The sequence below is a fragment of the Xenorhabdus thuongxuanensis genome, assembly GCF_001908095.1.
GTDB lineage: Bacteria > Pseudomonadota > Gammaproteobacteria > Enterobacterales > Enterobacteriaceae > Xenorhabdus > Xenorhabdus thuongxuanensis.
Genome location: NZ_MKGR01000011.1, coordinates 30,729 through 48,861 on the forward strand (window position 1 = coordinate 30,729; position 18,133 = coordinate 48,861).

Here is an 18,133-nt window from a genome sequence, read left to right on the forward strand (position 1 = left end):
ACACAAAAAGGAAGGACTGAGTTATGCCTATCGTCCCACCAATTCCTCGAAATAAACGGCGACAGATGAGAAAACTCGTCCAAAAAACGCCGGATAATCCCCCTCTAAAAAAGCATAGTAATATCAAATTAACGCTTTGAAGTCATGACCAAATATATAAGGTTAATTATTTATAGCAGAGTAAAATAAATAAACTATCCTTACGTGATGAGCTTAATGAACTTAATGGATAAGCTTGTGTATATTCAGGGGTGTTTGCTCCAACATAGTCAATTCCATCGATATCACCAATTAATCCTGCGGCTTTTAAATCTGCGCCCTGATTCACAAGCTTTGTGATGCTATCGGCTATATCAGTCATTTTCACTGGTGTCCCCGTCGTACAACGCATAGCAGGACTGAATCGATAATCAGGTGGCCACACATAGGTTACAGCATTACCACTACTCCCTCCAGTATCAGCAAATACCATCTTATTAATGGCTATATTTGTTTGATATACAAGGTAACGGCCTGAAGAAAATGTGTAGCGGCTTTCTACTGTTGTACTACCCGCTGCTTTCACTTCGAAATATCCATTACCTGTATCGTTTTTAACAGCAGCAATTATATTTTCATTGTTTGAACTGTAGACTGGATAACCTCTAGCACCAACAGTTTCAGAATCATCACGTTTGTGGTTAGGTATAAACGTCAATTTATCCCAGCCAAAGGTTAAGTCATGGGCAAGTACTCCATCTCGGTTTGTGGCTATGCCATTCTTTCTGCTGTACTTATTAAGTAAAATACGATTATCGTCATTTTTAGGTTTCGCAGTGATTTTTACCGTTTCATCTTTAGAAGCTGGAAAACTGTTATCAGTCGCAGCAGTGACTGTAATTTTATCAAATCCTCCATTATTACTGTACATCGTGAAAGTTGCTTGCCCCTGCGAATTGGTTATATTTTCCTGTGTAGTAATCAGATGGGGTTCCTGCGCTAAAGGAACAGGTAATGATGTGCTCCAGTTTATCGGTACACCTGGTTGCAGCCCATTATCTTTTTTACGTTTTATCGTTGCGATGAATGTGTATTGATTCGCCTTACCTTCAAGTGTTGATGTAGGGCGAACAACGGTAAGCGTTAGAGTATAAGGTTCGGTAAAAGAAACTTTGTCTGCACATTGTTGCCCATTTTCAGGGGCACGATTACCGGCAATAGCAACACAAACTACAGCATCTTTTATCGGTGGGTTATGGGAACTAACCAAATTATTTGTGAGTTCTCCTTTGGGTGAGGTGGTAACTGCTCCTGGCGTTTTCAGATAAGTTGTTTTGTCCCCTGTTGGTTGCTGAAGACGCCATTCAAATTTTATTTTTTGTCCGGTATAAATGGTAGTGCCATCCGGTTCATAGACCATTGCCGTATAGGTATAAGCATCACTTCCATCATTGCTCACATCGCCACTCTTCTGTGTGACTATCGGTTTGTGAATGATTGGCCATGCAAAGTTTGCAGTCTGCTGTGCTTTCCCGGTATTTCCACCGGATGAAGCAGTCACAATAATATTTGATGCAGCAACAGAACTCGTGAGTTTGGCCGTGACTTTTCCGTCACCATCAGTGATTGTTGTAACAGGCTCCAAAGTGACACCCTGAACGCTTTCTAACAAGCCCCATTGCACGGTCTTACCTTTTTCTGCTTTACCCTCAGTATTTGTAATAATTGCCGTATAGGTATAAGTATCATGAACTGATTTAGGTTTAAAGCTATCAGGTTGCACACTGATATTTTCTTTGGTAAAAGAAACTTTGTCTGCACATTGTTGCCCATTTTCAGGGGCACGATTACCGGCAATAGCAACACAAACTACAGCATCTTTTATCGGTGGGTTATGGGAACTGACCAAATTATTTGTGAGTTCTCCTTTGGGTGAGGTGGTAACTGCTCCTGACGTTTTCAGATAAGTTGTTTTGTCCCCTGTTGGTTGCTGAAGACGCCATTCAAATTTTATTTTTTGTCCGGTATAAATGGTAGTGCCATCCGGTTCATAGACCATTGCCGTATAGGTATAAGCATCACTTCCATCATTGCTCACATCGCCACTCTTCTGTGTAACTATCGGTTTGTGAATGATTGGCCATGCAAAGTTTGCAGGCTGCTGTGCTTTCCCGGTGTTTCCACCGGATGAAGCAGTCACAATAATATTTGATGCAGCAACAGAACTCGTGAGTTTGGCCGTGACTTTTCCATCACCATCAGTGACTGTTGTAACAGGCTCCAAAGTGACACCCTGAACGCTTTCTAACAAGCCCCATTGCACGGTCTTACCTTTTTCTGCTTTACCCTCAGTATTTGTAATAATTGCCGTATAGGTATAAGTATCATGAACTGATTTAGGTTTAGCGCTATCAGGTTGCACACTGATGTTTTCCAACTTAAAAGATACTGCCCGTGGTGCCTTTACCGGGGGTTGTTTTTCAATGGCAAGTGAAATCCATATTCCATCCGCTTTTTTATTACTGGTCAGCGTTGCTTTTAATTTCCCTTCGCTGTCTGTTTGTATCTCGCCTTTTGGCACGTGCAAAGTTAGTCCATCAACAGGGTTATCTATATTCCAGTTTACTTCAGAGAGTTTTTTGTTTATTGCAGGATTCTTTTCATTATCAATAATAAGCGCCTTATAGGTGTAAGTTTGCTCACCATCAGCGGTTAAATCACCGTCAGGAGTGACTTCAATTTCTTTAATTTGATAACTCTGGGTATTGTCAGTAAAACTTACCGTTCCCACTAATTTATTAGGTTGACCATCCATGACTAAATAAACCTTTACATCTTTAATTGATTTTGTGCTGGTTAATATAACGCGATCATCTTTGAGAAAAGATCCATTCTTATCTGTTTTTACTTGTTCGAATTTATATTGAGGATGAAATTCAAGCCCTGAATTTTTATTTGCAGGAGGTTCGGTTACCCATTGAACATTATCAATTGTTATTTCTGATGGTACTTTATCAGATGTATCAAAAGTAATAACAGGATTAAACGTATATCCATCCTTTGTATCTCCTGACGCAGGTAATGGACCTGATGGGGTGAAGTTAGCCTCATTTCCGTGATAAATTTCAAAAGGTTTGACAATTAATTTTATATGCTGTGGTTCTGTTTTTTGGTTATTGCTTAATTCAGCAACAGTATAAAATGTATAGATATTTGTTTCATTTTTGCCGGATGAAAATTCAGGCAGTACTACCTGAACCTCATTGGAATTAACAAGAATTTTTCCTTTATTTTTTTCAAAATTTTCTTTTTCTTTTCCATCAGAAATATGAATTTTTCTGATTGATGCATCAGCAGATAATTTTATTGGGATATTAACCTGTTGACGACTATAACCCACCACTGTTGTTTTCTGTAAAGAAAATTGGGCAATCGGAATACTTCTGTAATCAAGGACAATATTATTATTTCTCTCCACTAAATCATAACGACTACCCACTAATGTTCGCATTGAAGCGACATTATCTGGTGATAATTGTTCACTCAATGAAGAGCCTAATTTGATATTTAAATTTGCCAGAAATTGTATTTCAGTACGGCTTCCTGTTCCCTGTTTATAATCCGTACCGATGGTTATTAATGGAATTGGAGTATACGTTAAACCAATTTTTGCTAGTGCGGGGTTTTTCTGTTTAGTTTTCCGATCGAATAACGTCACATTGTCGCCAAAATATTGCTCATAACTCAGCTTAGTACCTAAATTAGGATAGAAAGGCAGGTAAAACTCCCCATTAATGTCATAACCATTTGCAGGGCGCTCATGATAATATTGGAAATTTCGAGATTGTTGCCAGTCGCTTAAACGATAATAAGCATTAGCAGAAAGTTTAATGTAATCACCCCAAATTTCACTTCCTAACCCTACTCGTCTATTTTTACCAGTGATGTCATAGTCATAAAATGTATTCAAACCATACATCCAATTCTGATAAAAATAACGTCCGCCTAAACCAAAATTCACAGTATCCCGACTATCTTTATTACGATAGCCAAATTGAGAAAAGAATAACCAATTGGTTTTATTATCATAGAGAGGTAATAATAGATCGAATGAGCTATTTTTTAGTGTCCATTTTCTGTCTAATCCGAAATTAATTTTTACTGTACCAAATTGAGATAGCCATTTTTTCACTTCGGATGAAACAGTGTTGTTAAATCTACCCAGCGCATAAGAAGTTGCTTTTTCCTTGAGTTCTGAAGGCGAAGAAGATAATATATTCCTAGCGATTTGCATATTGTTATGAATAATCTTATAAGTATCAGATTCATAAGTATTATTTAAATAGGTTTCCTGCTTTTTTGGTTGCACACTATGTTCAACCGAAGCGCTAGTCATTGCTGAAAGCATAAGTAATGTATAGAAGAGAATAATCAGAAAAATTATTTTTTTTACACATGATGACATATATCAGCACTCCTTAGATAGCCATCCATACTGACATTTTAATTTGGTTTCTTTTTCTTTAATACATTAACTTAGTAATCTTAGTACCTGTACAGAATATTTTCAAAAGTTCTTTCACATTAGGTATGTGTCCCTTAATTATATAATCGTCTGTAAAAGAATCGAATGCAGCCTAATTTCACCATAGACAGATAGTTTCGGGCTGTTTTTTCGTAACGGGCTGCGATACGTCGATTTCCTTTGAGAAAATCGGAACAACGTTCAATAACATTACGGTTACGATAAGCGTGTTTATCAAATTGAGTACGACCATCACTCTTTCCTCTTTCATTGACTTTGATAAGGAATGATGCTCTTTATTTTCAATGTTCTCAGGTAACTGCGGAATTTTCCTCCAGAATAACCTTTATCAGCCAAGACGGCTTTACCCCGCCGTTTCATAGAACCATTTTTGCGTTGTATGCCAATACCATCAAGCAAAGGGATCGCAGCTCAAGTCAATGTCATTCGTGGTTTATTGAGCGAGTTTGGGGAAGTCAACCTTGCGGGGGATCAGCAAACGGGGTGACAATTATTTGCGGACACTGTTTGTTCATGGGGCAAGAGCGGTGGTACGGTACGTAAAAGAGAAAATCGGCCGAACAGAAAACTGGCTGAATAGCCTGTTGTCGAGACGCAATACTAATATTGCTGTGGTGGAGCTGACGAATAAAAATGCCAGGATTATCTGGGCGTTGCTGGTTCATGGCAGGGAGTTTGAGGTGGATTATGGGAACCCGGAAACACAGACGACTAAAATCATCAAGTGCAAATAAAGGAGTCCATATAAAAGTAATTTCCAAAGATTGCACAGGTAATCGAAAAGTGATGGCAAGGCAGGTCGGACCGTGATCAGAAAACTCTGGTGCCGTGCAAGCGCTTATAGCGCGCCGAAATGATAAGAGCTTGGTCAGCGAATTCCATCAGAGACAGAGGAGACGGCCTCAACTAAAATCTGAGTGCATGGCTGCAATCTTAACCTGGTTCTAGTCATGACAAACGATTGTTTGGCAAACAAGGGGAGTCCATGTATGCACGATAAAGTGATTGGTACTTTCATTGAGCGTGAGAACTATTTTTAATAATACATCTAACTATTTAATACATAACCCCTTATTCAGAAGAATAATCTCGGTATTTTTATTTTTTAAATATATATATGTTGAAAATTTGATGTTTTCCTTTTATTTAAAAAATAAAAATATTGAATTAATTTTGATTAAAAATTTTAGGGTAATTGTATTTATTTGATTAATTGATGAAACAAAAACTAAAAATGACTATTTTCCATTAATTATATTAAGTGGGTTTATTTGTCAATTAACATTGACCTTTATTTTACATATGGACAACAAACGCCATGATTAAATCTCATAATATATTTTATTCATTAAAAAAATTTTATGATGTTGAAATGATGAATAGAGAAAACTTTTTATTTTTCATATAACTACATTGAATATTTCAAATTAATAATATGATGTATCATAAATATATACTTCCTGTTTAATCGGCTATCTGATAAATAATCATTTATTCTCACCCTATTCAGAATCCATTTCATATTCTGACAACGAATTTAAACAAAAAATTAACACTTGGAAGTTATAAAAAATGAAAAATATAAATGAATTGATCCCATTAAAGATCATTGCGTCTGGTATTGCTTTACCAGAAAATAAAGTGTATTCATCCGATTTAGATTTGAAACTCAATAAACCGAAGGGTTTTGTGGAAAAACATTCTGGAATAAAGTATCGCTATCATTCAAGTTATGAAGCATCTCCAGCTAAATTAGCCGTAGATGCATTGCATAATACTTTAGAAACACATCAAATTTCGCCAGATTCAATTGATCTGCTGATTTCAGCTTCTGCTATCCCGATTCAAGCCTTACCTTATTCCGCAGCACATATTTTAAACGAGAGTCGATTAAAGGCCGGAACTGCCTGTTTTGATATTAATTCAAGTTGTGTGAGTTTTATTTCTGCCCTGGATGTTGCCAGTGGATTGTTAGCAACCCGACAGTATCGGCGGATTGCCATCGTCTCCTCTGAAATGGCTTCCCGTGGTATTGACTGGTCACATCAAGAATCATCACTGATTTTTGGTGATGGGGCGGCTTGTATGATCGTTGAAAGGGGGGATGGAAAAAGCGGGATTGTTACCTACAAACATGAAACCTATCCAGAAGGTCTCGAATTATGTGAGATTCGGGCTGGCGGAACCCGCAAAAATCTGCGTACTGGCATGGAAGATAGTGACTTTCTGTTCCAGATGCAAGGTAAGCCGCTGTTTAAATTGACTGCTTCATTGATTGAAGAATTTACAGCGCGTGTATTGGATAGTGCCAATCTTGCAATGTCCGATATCGATACAGTGATACCTCATCAGGCAAGTCATTTGGGATTGAAACATATTCTTAAGCGATTGAATATCAAGGATGAGAGGTTTGTGAATATCTATCGTTATCGTGGTAATCAGGTTGCAGCATCAATTCCCAGTGCGCTGCATGAAGCTATCATTACAGATCGCTATCATGGCCGTGATTATGTCATGTTGCTTGGTACAGCGGCTGGGCTTTCATTAAGTGAGATGATTCTAAGACCATGAAAATTCTTGTAACCGGAGCGACAAGTGGTTTAGGTCGTAATGCCGTTGATTACCTGTTATCCCATGAAGAGACGGTGGTGGCAACCGGACGTGACCCGCAGGCAGGAGAGCTATTGACTCAATTGGGTGTAGAGTTTCGTCGCGCTGAACTGGCGACGTTAACGGAGGGTGAAGCCATCGAATTGATGTCAGATTGTGATGCAGTCTGGCATTGTGCAGCCAAATCCTCTCCCTGGGGCGATCCTGATGAGTTTGAACGTATCAATGTCGCTGCGACACATACGTTGGCACAGGCAGCAGGAGTATGTGGTATTCAGCGATTTGTCCATATTTCTACCCCAGCCGTGTATTTTAATTTTTCACACCAACAGCATGTTACCGAAAATCAGCGTAGCCAGCATTTCGCCAATGATTACGCCCGAACCAAGTTTCTGGCTGAGGAGAGCATACGCCAACAGGTTCTCCGCTATCCTGATACGACTTACATTATCTTGCGTCCCCGTGGGTTATTTGGCCCGCATGACAGGGTGTTGTTGCCGCGTTTGATGGCCCAGGTTAAAGCCAGCAAAGGCGTTATGGCCTTGCCTGCGGGGGGAAGGAATGCTCTGGATCTCACTTACGTAATGAATGTTGTTCATGCCATGTCGTTGGCAACTCATCGCGAAGGATTGCAAAGTGGGGCGATATATAACATTACCAATCAACATCCACAGCCATTGGCGAAGATCTTAGGGCAGCTATTTAACGAGATGCAGTTTGATTACCGGATCAAATCATTGCCTTACCCACTTCTATATGGCGTTGCGGCAATACTGGAAGGTGTTGCCATGCTAACCCGAAAAGAGCCGTTGCTGACGCGTTATAGTATTGGGGCGGCTTATTTTTCCATGACACTGGATAACTCAAAAGCGCAAAAAGAGCTGGGTTATTCACCGATTTATACCATCGAAGAAGGCATTCATTTAACGGCCAACTGGCTAAAACAGACAGATCAGCAAACGGGTGCACATGGTTAAGATACGTGTTTTTGAAGTGGGATATTGCACTCATTCCGGTTGCATGGCACTGAAAGGCGCTAGTCTTCGCGTATGCAAATTTCCAGCTCATGCGTGGTTGTTGGAGTGTAATGATAAGCGTTGGCTGCTTGATACCGGATACGCCAGCCATTTTTACGATCATACCCGCAGTGGAATTATTCGATTATATCGCATGGTTACACCGGTCTACTTTGACACCAAAGACTCATTAGTGATGCAACTAAAAGAGGAAGGGATTCAGGCACGTGATATCGATGGCATCATAATTTCTCACTTTCATGGTGATCATATTGCCGGATTACGAGATTTCCCGCAGACCAAATTTATCTGTTCGGGGGAAGGTTGGCGGAAAACCCGTAACTTACGCGGTATTGCTGCGCTGCAAAAAGCATTTGTGCGCGGGTTAATACCGGAAGATTTCGAATCCAGAGCCAGTTTTTATGAAGGGTTTGAAACCAGTCCGTTGCCAGAGGAATTAGCGGTATTGGGGGAAGGTTATGTAGTGCCAGAAAGCCAGAAACAGATAATGATTGTTCCTCTGCCTGGCCATGCGGCAGGGCACCTTGGCCTTTGTGTATTGACTGAACAGGGTTGGGTATTGTTGGCGGGGGATGCCGCCTGGTCTCCGACCAATTACCGTGAACTGCGTGGGCCTGCAAAATTGGCGAATCTTATTATGGATGACAGCCGTGCCTATTACGAAACACTGAATAAACTGCATCAAATTGATCAAAAGCAGATCCCTATCCAGCTATGCCATGAGGGAGATTTGGAATGATATTTAAGACGCTTTGGTACTATTGGCGAGCCAGGAAACGGTGGAAATTTGCTAACAGACAGCAGCTTGAACAACATCAATGGCGAGAATTGGCGAGATTTAGGCATAGGGTTCTGACGAAAAGCCCTTATTTCTCCTCATTCGGTAATTTATCGTTGGCGGAATACCCGCTTATGAATAAAGCCATCATGATGGAAAATTTCGACCAGATGAATACGGTAGGTCTCAAACGCGATGAGTTGTTGGCATGTGCGCGGCTGGGCGAACAGTCACGGGACTTCAAACCGACAGTCGGCAAATTCAGTGTTGGCATGTCATCGGGCACATCAGGGCAGCGAGGTATTTTTGTTGCCAGCCCGAAAGAGCGGAGCATTTGGGCTGGAACCATGCTTGCCAAGATGCTGCCAAATGGCTTATTTCATGGTGAGCGAGTTGCACTGTTCTTACGGGCGGGGAACAATCTCTACGATAGTGTCCAGAACCGTTGGATATCCTTCCGTTTTTTTGACTTGTTAGCTGATTTTAATCAGCAAGTACAAGCGTTAGTAGAATATCAACCAACGATTATCGTAGCGCCGGCTCAAGTATTGCGTGCGCTGGCATTGAAGCTTCAACAAGGCGAAGTATCATTGCCGCCGGTTAAAGTGATCTCGGTGGCAGAAGTGCTGGAGCCGCAAGATCGACAATTATTAAAAGCCGTATTCAGGGAAGTGGGAGAAATTTATCAGGCAACGGAAGGGTTTCTGGCATGTACCTGCTCACATGGAACGCTGCATCTTAATGAAGAGTTTCTGCATATTGAGCCAAAATGGATCGATGAATTGCGTTTTAACCCGATCATTACCGATTTTACGCGGGAAACCCAGCCCATTGTGCGTTACAAGCTTGATGATATTTTGGTGGTGAAGAAAACCCCGTGTGATTGTGGCAATCCTGCATTGGCGATAGAGCGCATAGAAGGGCGCAATGATGATCAGCTAATTTTACCTGCGCTGGCAGGAGGAACAGTAAATCTTTTCGCTGATCCTTGTTCTCGGATCATTGCCAATACCTTGCCGCTAACAAGTGATTATCGGCTAACCCAGACTGAGTGTTTTCTGAAATTGGAAGGAGATTGTGTCGTTGAAGTTCTCCAACAGTGCCAGTCGGCGCTATCAGACTACTTTGCCAAACAGGGAGTTGATATCGATAAAATTGAATGGCAATGCGTATCGCAGACGATATTACCGGATCTGTTTAATAAGCGCCGCCGGATAATCAGGAAGTGAAACTACGTAATCGCACTGGATGAAAACGGATTACTCAACCGTCAACAAATGCCGTGCTAGCTTGTGGAGGAACGGTGCAGTCAGGCCGTCCGTTGAAGCAGGAACCTACCGAAGTGAGTCAGACTGCCGTCTGAACACCGTAGGAATCCGCGTCCTTCAGGGCAAGGAGGATGTCAAGTGGTGTGTGTAGTTAATAGTGATAACGACATTGCACAATAATTGTTGCTGTATCGGTTACCTTGTAAACTAAACGGTGTTGACGATCAATCCGTCTGGACCAGTATCCTGACCAGTTATGTTTTAAGGGTTCTGGATCACCCAGACCATCAAAGGGCTGTCGTTTGATGGCCTTAATGAGAGTATTAATCCGTTTTAGAATGCTTTTATCGGTTTGTCGCCAATAAAGATAATCTTCCCATGCTGTTTCTGCCCAAGATAAAATCATTCTTCCAACAAGTCCTTTTCAACGGTTTTACCACCTTCCACTTCTGCGATTGCTTGGTTTAAGCGAGCTGCATTTTTGGGGCTTGCCATCAAATAGGCTGTTTCTTCATAAGCCCGAAAATCTTCTAAACTGAGTACAACCGCTGGCTTACCGTTTTGACGAGTGATCATGATTGGTTGATGATCATCATTGACTTTATCCAAAGTGCTGGCTAATTGGGCACGAAATGCGGAATAGCTCATAACATTCATAGTTATTACCTCACAAAATACATAGGTACTTATTATTGTACTTGTACAATAATAAGTACGCAATTCAGGTTGGGTGATTATTTAATGAGTAGTTGTCTCTTATCTTCCCGTTGGGCATTTTCCGCCAGTATTTTAAAATCTTTTACTGTCCAATATTGCTTTGGAACAGGCAGGTTTTTCATCTCATTGGTTGGCCATAGTTGAAATTCAGCCAGTTTATCCAACGAAAAATGCTGATAGTGCTCAGGCAGAGACAGGCGCAGGGCAAAGTTCTCTTTACCGAAAGGCATTAATGGATAGCGGTTGTCTTGGATATCATAATTCCGGTGCAGTACTAAAAACTTTTCTGGAATGCGTTGATAACTGTTCCACCATAAACCATCTACGCTATCAAACATCTCCTTTGTGCCTGATTTAGGATAATCCCCAAGTTCATGCAAAGCTATCGGCAAGATCTTAGCCATTGAGTCCGAGAACTGTGTTACAGAAGAAGCATGGCCTTCCAGAATCAGTGTCAGAGCCAACCGTGCACCCAACAGGTTGGAATAGAGATCTTCCGGAGAAAAAGCCGAAATGCCTTCTGAAAATCCAGGGACTGATTGATAGCCATACCATTGCGCTATTTCATGCCAGGCAGCAAGCTGAAAAGCGAGTTTAACCGCCAAATAGGCACTTAGTGTATAGCGTTCAGCAGGTTCTTCCGGTGGTGTAAAAGCAAAAAAATGAATTTTACGTGCGGCAAGTTCATTATTCAGGGTTAATTTCCACTCTTGACCAAGATGCGCGTAAATCTGGCTAAACAGATAAAGCGTATAATCTGCGGTATCCCTTACATGGGAAATATCAATAAACCCTCCCTGATGAGTATAGAGCAGACCAACTTTTTCATTGCTTACTCCCAACAAGGCGGCACTGGCACCAATAACACTGTCATTGTAGTGATGCTCACCCAGTTTCTTAGCTTCTACGATATTGTCGATGTCGTAGAAGGGAATGGGGATATTCCAGAGTTGGGTTTTAAGGTTATAGCCGAAAGCACAGCAGGCTCTTAAACCTTCTGGTGGGGCAATGGGGGACAATGCATCCCAATTTTGCTGTGATTGTTCATGGGTATCACTGATAAGGACAGGTTTTACCGGATTAACAGATTGTGGTTGATTTTGGCATGCCATCAGTAAAAAACAGAGGCAGAGTGTAACTAATAATCTCAAAACGCTTCCCCAACCTGAAAATAGAACCCAGTGCTGCCCTTGCCGACACCAAAATCTAATCTGACATTCATGCGTGGCTTAAACTCAAAACGATAGCCAACACCAACAGAAGGAAGCCAATGTTTGCTTCCCAACTGTGAAGGGGAATCTCCCAACGTGCCGGTGCCGATCCAACCGACCACACCGTGGCGCCAGTCAAGTTTGTGCCGTAACTCTAATTGTGTTGTGAAGATATTGTTGTCACGGTAGCGTCCTTCATAATATCCGCGCATCCGCTGGCCGTTACCAAGCAGTGATAGCTGGTTCCACGGTACATCACCTGCGCTGAAACGGGCATAGTTATCAAAGGCCAAAACTGTCTTTTCAGATAGCTGGTAATAGGTCGAGAACTGAAGTTGGGTGGTATGGAAACGGTGATCACTGCCCAATTCAGGGGAAAAATAGGTATAAATGATCTCAAATGTCTGTCCGTGCCTCGCATTGGGCAAAAAATCCCGCGTGTCATAACTGAAATGGGCACTGACACCAGAACTTATCACGGAACGACCACCGATAGACTGTGCAAAATACCGTTTGGCGCCGCTATCTGGATCACTGGCATTGACAGATGAAAAATTCCAGCCTAATCCTATATAGGTAGCGTTAGTGATGCGATAGAGTAGGCGTGGGTGAATAGCAAATTCCTGAGAACGGTACTTCTCTTTGTTGCTGTCATTCTTACCGGCACGATAACCTTTACCCCAATAGTAAGTTGGCGTGTTATTCAGTGTGCCGGAAACGAAGAACCGCCATTGGTCATTGGCAAGAAAATTGTAATTAGTAAAATTCAGGCCAAACGCGCCGGTAGATGAACTAAAACCACTGAGTCCTAATGAAGAGTTTTGGCTAATGTAGTCTAAATGGTCAGGGCGGTACAGGCCGACCACGGCAACACCAATCCCCATGCCCATTTCAGGGGTGTAGAAAGGACCGGGTAATACGCCCCAGTCAATTTTTTTGCGCTCATCAAAATGGTTGCTGCCACCTAATTGGTTTAACCAACCATCAATTTTTTGCTGATCAGGCAGGATATCAGCGTGTGCCGATGAAATGGTAAAAATAAACAGGCTGGAAATGACCAGCCTTTTGAATATTGTAAGGTTAAACATTAAAAGCGGAACTCACCGGAGATAAAGAAGCTGTTACGGTTGCCGAAACCGACTTCTGACAGAATATTGAAATTACGGGTGATTTCGACACGTGCTCCAACAGTATTGTTCCACTTATGGGCAAGGTGTTGTTTGACGTCGAATTTGATGTCAGTAGGTGAAATCATATTCATTAATTCAATCCAATTAGAGATTTCAGTAGGCATGTTTTTGAGGCTGCTAACATTGCCTTTAAAACGCTGGGTAATATCTTGATACATACCTCCAGCCCATATTTGGACTTTTGTATTTCCGTGACCATCAAATAATGGGGTAAATATGAACTCATAACCAATTCTAGGACTTATAACTAGTGCATTGAGAGCACCATCTAAAATGTCTAGATTGGTACGTGTATAATTAGTATCTAAGGCAGCAAAGAACTGGTTATAGCCACCTGCTAAAGTAAAACCCGCACCATAAGTATTTCCTTTAAAATTGAGCTCAAAAGGAACAGAACCATCTTCTAGCATGTTTGGATTATCGTCTAAATAAATGCCATCTAAAATGGTTTTTGATGTGCCTCTAGTTTTCCCATATAGACCATAAACGTTTAAGAAAGGAAAAACCCAAGTATCTAATTTAAGCATATGTGATTCGCTTTTTTCTCGGGTTTTACCAGTGTTAATAATAGTTTTTGATTCAAAAGGTTTAAACATTGGGTTGGAAAAAACAAATTTAATGCTATCTACAACAACATCCTGCCGCAGATTCATATAACCATAACTAGCGCCAAACGGTTCAGGCAGGTCGTAGCCTTTTGCTCGTGCGGCATCACCCCAAATTGGCAGAATACGAGATCCCGATTTGGTCGTTTGAGATAAGCTACCGTCATTATTCGTTTGTTGAACGCCTGATTCGGATACGGTCAATGAAAAAAGTGGACTCTCACTGTCTGCATAGCTATATGAGGCAGTGAGACATAAAGTAGCAGCTAACAATTTGCTGGTGTTAGTGAAGTTCATAAGTGAATACGCTTCCTCATTATTTTTGATTGCATGCAAAATGAACTGAAGGCGGAAGATTATCATAGCTCTTTTTGGCAATCATTACCGAATTATGCCTATAGATGAAAGATCGTAAGATCTGGAGTATTTGTTTGTTTTATCGTCAAATAGAACGAGTTTTACCTCCCCAATATGTAGTAAGAATAATTAAAAACTAATCTTCAGAAAGTGGTTTAAATTTCACTAAACGCAGTCCATCAAAATCTAGCGGCTCCCTTCGGTTTTCACCAAAGGTTTGAAAATCAAATCCAGATTCGGTGTTGGTCTGCCATGCCATAACGGCATTTCCATCTTCGGTTAGTTCTGTGATTTGTTGCCAAATCATCTCCCTGATTTTATGAGAGATATTACCCACATAAACCCCTGCTCGTATTTCCAGTAACCAAATAGCCAGACGTCCCCGTAATCGAGGAGGAACGGCTTCTGTTACGACCACCGTCATACTCATCTTTACTGGCTCCTGTGCCCAATGTCACCGATAGATACTGGTTCAGGAATGGCGGGAGGTTGTGCATCAGCAGGAGGAGGTGGCGGGGAAATTTCGCCTGCCGCAAGTACTTCTTCAATTAAGGGAATAAGACGTTTCAGAATTTTGTCTGTCCTGAATTTCTCGCGACAAGCAATTCTGACTTGCCTGTCAGGAGCAATGCTATTGGTGGCCGCGACTTTAAACGCAATAGGCACGACAGTATCAAACTTCAAGATATCCGCAATATCATAGACAAATGACAAGGGTTTGCCGGTATGCAGAAAACCAATGGCAGGTGCATAGCCAGCAGCCAGAATGGCTGCCTCAGTCACTCCATATAAGCAAGAGGTTGCTGCACTAATACAGCGATTGATCAGGTCACCTTTATCCCAATCCGTATGATCGTAATTGCGCCCATGCCATTTTACCCCATACTGTTTTGCCAATATTTGATAGGTTTTCCTGACACGAGCGCCCTCAATGCCCCTAAGTTGTTCAACATTGCGTTTTTGGGGAGCAGGCTCACCAAAGCGCAATTCAAACATTTTGCGGACAACTTTGAGCCTTAAATCTTCATCCAGTGCCAGCTTGGACTGGTAAAGCAGTCGGTCTGAACGCGCACCTCCTGGTTGTCCTACGGAATAGAGCCTGACACCCGCTTCCCCCACCCAAATAAGCAATGTTCCGGTAGTAGCAGCCAGTTTTACCGCAGCATGGCTAATGCGGGTGCCCGGCTCCAGCATAATGCAGGCGAGAGAACCAACGGGAATATGCATACGTTCACCATTGACTTCATCAATCACAACAAACGCATTATCTTTAACATCAATACGCCCCATGCCGATAAAGATCATCGAATTTCTGTCCTTGATGGGAATGGGCTTTAATGGAATAAATGCCATTACAGTGCCCTTATCAGCATTAGTCCACAACCAAAGGATTTTGCCCTGCCAAACCCTTTCTGGTATTGCTCAAAGAAAAGTTTGCTATCTGACAAAGTGAGCACGCCCTGAAAATCCACGCTGGAAAATGCCACCTTCTGGCCAGAAGCTTTGAAGCTGCGATGTTGGGTATAACGTTCAATATCTGGGGCGAAGTCAAAGCGAATCCCCCAATTAGCCAGTCGTTTTTCATCTTGTATCCAGGCTTGGGCGGCTTGCGTCATTACTGATTCGATTTCATCTGAGCTACCAGAATGTCTTGCCTGGAGCTTGGCATGCATCAATACGTCGTGGCGAAGCTGTTTGCCTGAATCTTTATTTGTGATGCAAACAGTGGGGTTCGCGCGGAGTTTGAATGCCAGTTTTTGGCCATTATATAATTGAGGAATAAAAGGTTTGGTCTGAATCTGGAACCGCGGGGAATTGGCTATCGGTGTAGTTGTGGACAACACAAAAAATTCAGGTCTGCCACTTAAGCTCATCTCTTGCCTGAACAGGAAATTGCGCTCTTCTTGTTCTGTAAACAGTTGCCACAAGAGTTGGTGGGAAGCATAGACATCATTTTTCGTCTGTTTTCGTAACGGTGCTTGCATATGATAAACCGAAGGGTGCAAGGTAACTTTAGACAGATACATGTGTTCCCTCCACAGTCGATAACTGGTGCATCGTGCGTTGCGTAAACTGCCAGCGGCTGCGTGATAGTGGCTCATCCCAACGTTGATGAGTCAGTATTGTCGTATCAGGGATTGTGATCTCGCCTTCATCTCCTTCCCAGAAATAGCTCACGACATCATGATTACGCTGCCAGTAGTGATTGGACTTTTCTGACTGATGAGGTAAGGGAGGAAAAGACGTATCGAGAGCTGCTTTTAATGACGAATATTCTGCCAATTGCGGCATCATTGGAAGCGCAAGAGGGCAGGATTTTCGTCCAAGGCTCAGCGTAAAAACGGGTTTTAGCAGCGCATCACGCAAAGCCGAAAGTGTGAAATTGGCCTGTTCGGTCAATGAAATTGCGATAATCCACACGCCATCAGCAAGGTAATCGCGTGAAGACAATATCGTGTTTAATTTGGATTTATCACGTAACTCACTTTTACGGGTCAGATGAGCCTGTTTTTTCTCTTGCGAGGGGACTTGGGCGGTATGGTAATCCCGCATCAATAAACCGGAAACGATCTGTTTGATGGCGATTTTGATACCCTGCTGCAATGCCACAAGTTGTGTTTCATCGTCACGCCGGATACCCAATGTTGCACCTAATAGCCCTAAGATAGCCGAGCGGCTTGGATAAGTGTCGGTCGGACGGCTTTCACCGACTGCTTCCACCCCCCAACTGGCTAGTGCCCCGTATAAGCGAAAGACCAAGTAAGTCTGCATATTGGCCCCTTATTTACTTAGTGATGAATTGAAGTAGTTCAGTAAAACTACCTTCACCTGTGACGGCATTGATTTCATAGAGCGTGTCAGCGCAAGCGCCATAAACGTTATCGAAGTTTTTCCTCTGATTTTCTAACGCCTTGATGGCATCGGTTGCCTGATCTTCGCTATCAATGGGTTTTAAAAACGCAACAGACAGAGAACGAGGCTGATATTCTCCCTTTTCCGCCAACACATAGCTGGCATAGGCGCGTGAGCCGAAACTGTTTTGTTTGCCGGATGGGGCGATTTTAATAGCGGCTTCTGTCAGGGCAGCGATGGCTTTGTTCGCCAGTGCTTCATTGCCAGACAGATTTTCGATTAACAAAGATTTGTTAATGCAGATATAGCTGTAGAACAGGGCAGCCGCAAAGCCGGTTTCGCCAATATGAGCTGAACCGGAATCACTTTTGCCGGCGTTGAGATCGTCTACAGCGGTAAAATAGTCATCTTCCACGGCGACACTGTGAACACTGATAGCATGAGCAACCTGACAGGCTGCTTCTATATTATAAGCGGGGCTGGATGCCAGCATACGGCCAAATAGTGCAATATCTACTGCCGTTTTTTCTTTGCTCAGTAGGTTCAATTCTTCTTTGGTTGGTGCGCGATTTTCGGCGATGAGTTTATCGACCAATGAAAAGGTAGCCTCTTTTTCTGCCGGGCTAATATGAGCCAGTTGTTCGATTTCCAGAGGCTCATCTTTTTTATTTTTGCCAAATACTTCAGCAATAACAGTAGCCCATTCAGTAGCTTGTTTTTCTTTAACTCCTCCATTAAGTAAGTGTTGATAAACCTGGAATCCAAAACGTTTGGTACGAAAACCAAGGTGCTCTGTGAGAGCATCCTGAAACAGATCAGAGATTCGCCAATGGCGCTTCAAACTTTGAGAGCTGATTCTTAATCTCTCAGCTCCGCCCATTCTGGCGGTTTTAGGACGTCCGAGATCGTCACGGTTCAGGTTAGCAGGAGGGTAGGAAGTTAACAGATGTAGCTGAATGAATTGGCTCATTTAAAATTCCTT

15 protein-coding genes and 3 pseudogenes are annotated in these 18,133 nt (G+C 42.2%); 6 read left to right on the top strand and 12 right to left on the bottom strand.

Going from position 1 to position 18,133, the window contains the following annotated elements; translation table 11 throughout:
• Window positions 1-166: 166 nt before the first annotated feature.
• Both Xentx_RS09320 and Xentx_RS19540 read right to left on the bottom strand, forming a co-directional pair.
• A complete protein-coding gene (locus tag Xentx_RS09320) occupies window positions 167-4,444 on the bottom strand; it encodes an inverse autotransporter beta domain-containing protein (RefSeq protein ID WP_074019976.1) in 4,278 nt (1,425 codons plus the stop codon).
• 134 nt (window positions 4,445-4,578) lie between these two features.
• Window positions 4,579-4,924 (bottom strand): annotated as a pseudogene (locus tag Xentx_RS19540) (transposase); the annotation flags it as partial.
• Between the two features lie 41 nt (window positions 4,925-4,965).
• On the opposite strand from Xentx_RS19540, the pseudogene Xentx_RS09330 reads away from it, so the two are divergent.
• The 6 genes and pseudogenes from Xentx_RS09330 to Xentx_RS19545 all read left to right on the top strand — a co-directional run.
• A pseudogene (locus tag Xentx_RS09330) lies at window positions 4,966-5,259 on the top strand (hypothetical protein); the annotation flags it as partial.
• A gap of 838 nt (window positions 5,260-6,097) precedes the next feature.
• The gene (locus Xentx_RS09335; protein ID WP_074019978.1) at window positions 6,098-7,096 is read left to right on the top strand and encodes a 3-oxoacyl-[acyl-carrier-protein] synthase III C-terminal domain-containing protein; all 999 of its coding nucleotides are present in this window, start codon (window positions 6,098-6,100) and stop codon (window positions 7,094-7,096) included.
• Window positions 7,093-8,112, top strand: a complete 1,020-nt coding sequence (locus Xentx_RS09340) for an NAD-dependent epimerase/dehydratase family protein (protein ID WP_074019979.1) — start codon at window positions 7,093-7,095, stop codon at window positions 8,110-8,112. Before Xentx_RS09335 ends, Xentx_RS09340 begins: the two co-directional genes overlap by 4 nt.
• Window positions 8,105-8,911, top strand: a complete 807-nt coding sequence (locus Xentx_RS09345; protein WP_074019980.1) for an MBL fold metallo-hydrolase — start codon at window positions 8,105-8,107, stop codon at window positions 8,909-8,911. The genes Xentx_RS09340 and Xentx_RS09345 overlap by 8 nt, the downstream gene beginning before the upstream one ends.
• On the top strand, window positions 8,908-10,179 hold the full coding sequence (locus tag Xentx_RS09350; protein ID WP_074019981.1) for a F390 synthetase-related protein: 1,272 nt from the start codon (window positions 8,908-8,910) through the stop codon (window positions 10,177-10,179). Before Xentx_RS09345 ends, Xentx_RS09350 begins: the two co-directional genes overlap by 4 nt.
• 47 nt (window positions 10,180-10,226) lie before the next feature.
• Window positions 10,227-10,313, top strand: a pseudogene (locus Xentx_RS19545) (hypothetical protein); the annotation flags it as partial.
• A 56-nt stretch (window positions 10,314-10,369) separates the two neighbouring features.
• Here Xentx_RS19545 and Xentx_RS09355 read toward each other — a convergent pair.
• The 10 genes from Xentx_RS09355 to cas7e all read right to left on the bottom strand — a co-directional run bounded on the left by Xentx_RS09355 (window position 10,370) and on the right by cas7e (window position 18,121).
• Complete coding sequence (locus tag Xentx_RS09355) at window positions 10,370-10,624, bottom strand: Txe/YoeB family addiction module toxin (RefSeq protein ID WP_074019982.1); 255 nt, start codon at window positions 10,622-10,624, stop codon at window positions 10,370-10,372.
• The gene (locus Xentx_RS09360) at window positions 10,621-10,875 is read right to left on the bottom strand and encodes a type II toxin-antitoxin system Phd/YefM family antitoxin (protein WP_074019983.1); all 255 of its coding nucleotides are present in this window, start codon (window positions 10,873-10,875) and stop codon (window positions 10,621-10,623) included. The genes Xentx_RS09355 and Xentx_RS09360 overlap by 4 nt, the downstream gene beginning before the upstream one ends.
• A gap of 77 nt (window positions 10,876-10,952) precedes the next feature.
• The gene (locus Xentx_RS09365) at window positions 10,953-12,047 is read right to left on the bottom strand and encodes a DUF4056 domain-containing protein (RefSeq protein ID WP_074020036.1); all 1,095 of its coding nucleotides are present in this window, start codon (window positions 12,045-12,047) and stop codon (window positions 10,953-10,955) included.
• Window positions 12,048-12,082: 35 nt separating this feature from the next.
• Entirely contained in the window at window positions 12,083-13,234 is a 1,152-nt protein-coding gene (locus Xentx_RS09370) for a BamA/TamA family outer membrane protein (protein WP_074019984.1), read from the bottom strand.
• Window positions 13,234-14,238: a hypothetical protein gene (locus tag Xentx_RS09375; protein WP_074020037.1), complete on the bottom strand. Its 1,005-nt coding sequence runs from the start codon at window positions 14,236-14,238 to the stop codon at window positions 13,234-13,236. Before Xentx_RS09375 ends, Xentx_RS09370 begins: the two co-directional genes overlap by 1 nt.
• Window positions 14,239-14,434: 196 nt before the next feature.
• Entirely contained in the window at window positions 14,435-14,728 is a 294-nt protein-coding gene (cas2e, locus tag Xentx_RS09380; RefSeq protein WP_074019985.1) for a type I-E CRISPR-associated endoribonuclease Cas2e, read from the bottom strand.
• 2 nt (window positions 14,729-14,730) lie between these two features.
• Window positions 14,731-15,651 (bottom strand): type I-E CRISPR-associated endonuclease Cas1e, encoded by a 921-nt coding sequence (gene cas1e, locus Xentx_RS09385; RefSeq protein ID WP_074019986.1) that lies wholly within the window; start codon window positions 15,649-15,651, stop codon window positions 14,731-14,733.
• Window positions 15,651-16,325, bottom strand: coding sequence for a type I-E CRISPR-associated protein Cas6/Cse3/CasE (gene cas6e / locus Xentx_RS09390; protein ID WP_074019987.1), 675 nt, complete (start codon window positions 16,323-16,325; stop codon window positions 15,651-15,653). Before cas6e ends, cas1e begins: the two co-directional genes overlap by 1 nt.
• Window positions 16,312-17,070 (bottom strand): type I-E CRISPR-associated protein Cas5/CasD, encoded by a 759-nt coding sequence (cas5e, locus tag Xentx_RS09395; protein WP_074019988.1) that lies wholly within the window; start codon window positions 17,068-17,070, stop codon window positions 16,312-16,314. The genes cas6e and cas5e overlap by 14 nt, the downstream gene beginning before the upstream one ends.
• Window positions 17,071-17,083: 13 nt before the next feature.
• Complete coding sequence (gene cas7e, locus Xentx_RS09400; protein ID WP_074019989.1) at window positions 17,084-18,121, bottom strand: type I-E CRISPR-associated protein Cas7/Cse4/CasC; 1,038 nt, start codon at window positions 18,119-18,121, stop codon at window positions 17,084-17,086.
• Between the last annotated feature and the right edge of the window lie 12 nt (window positions 18,122-18,133).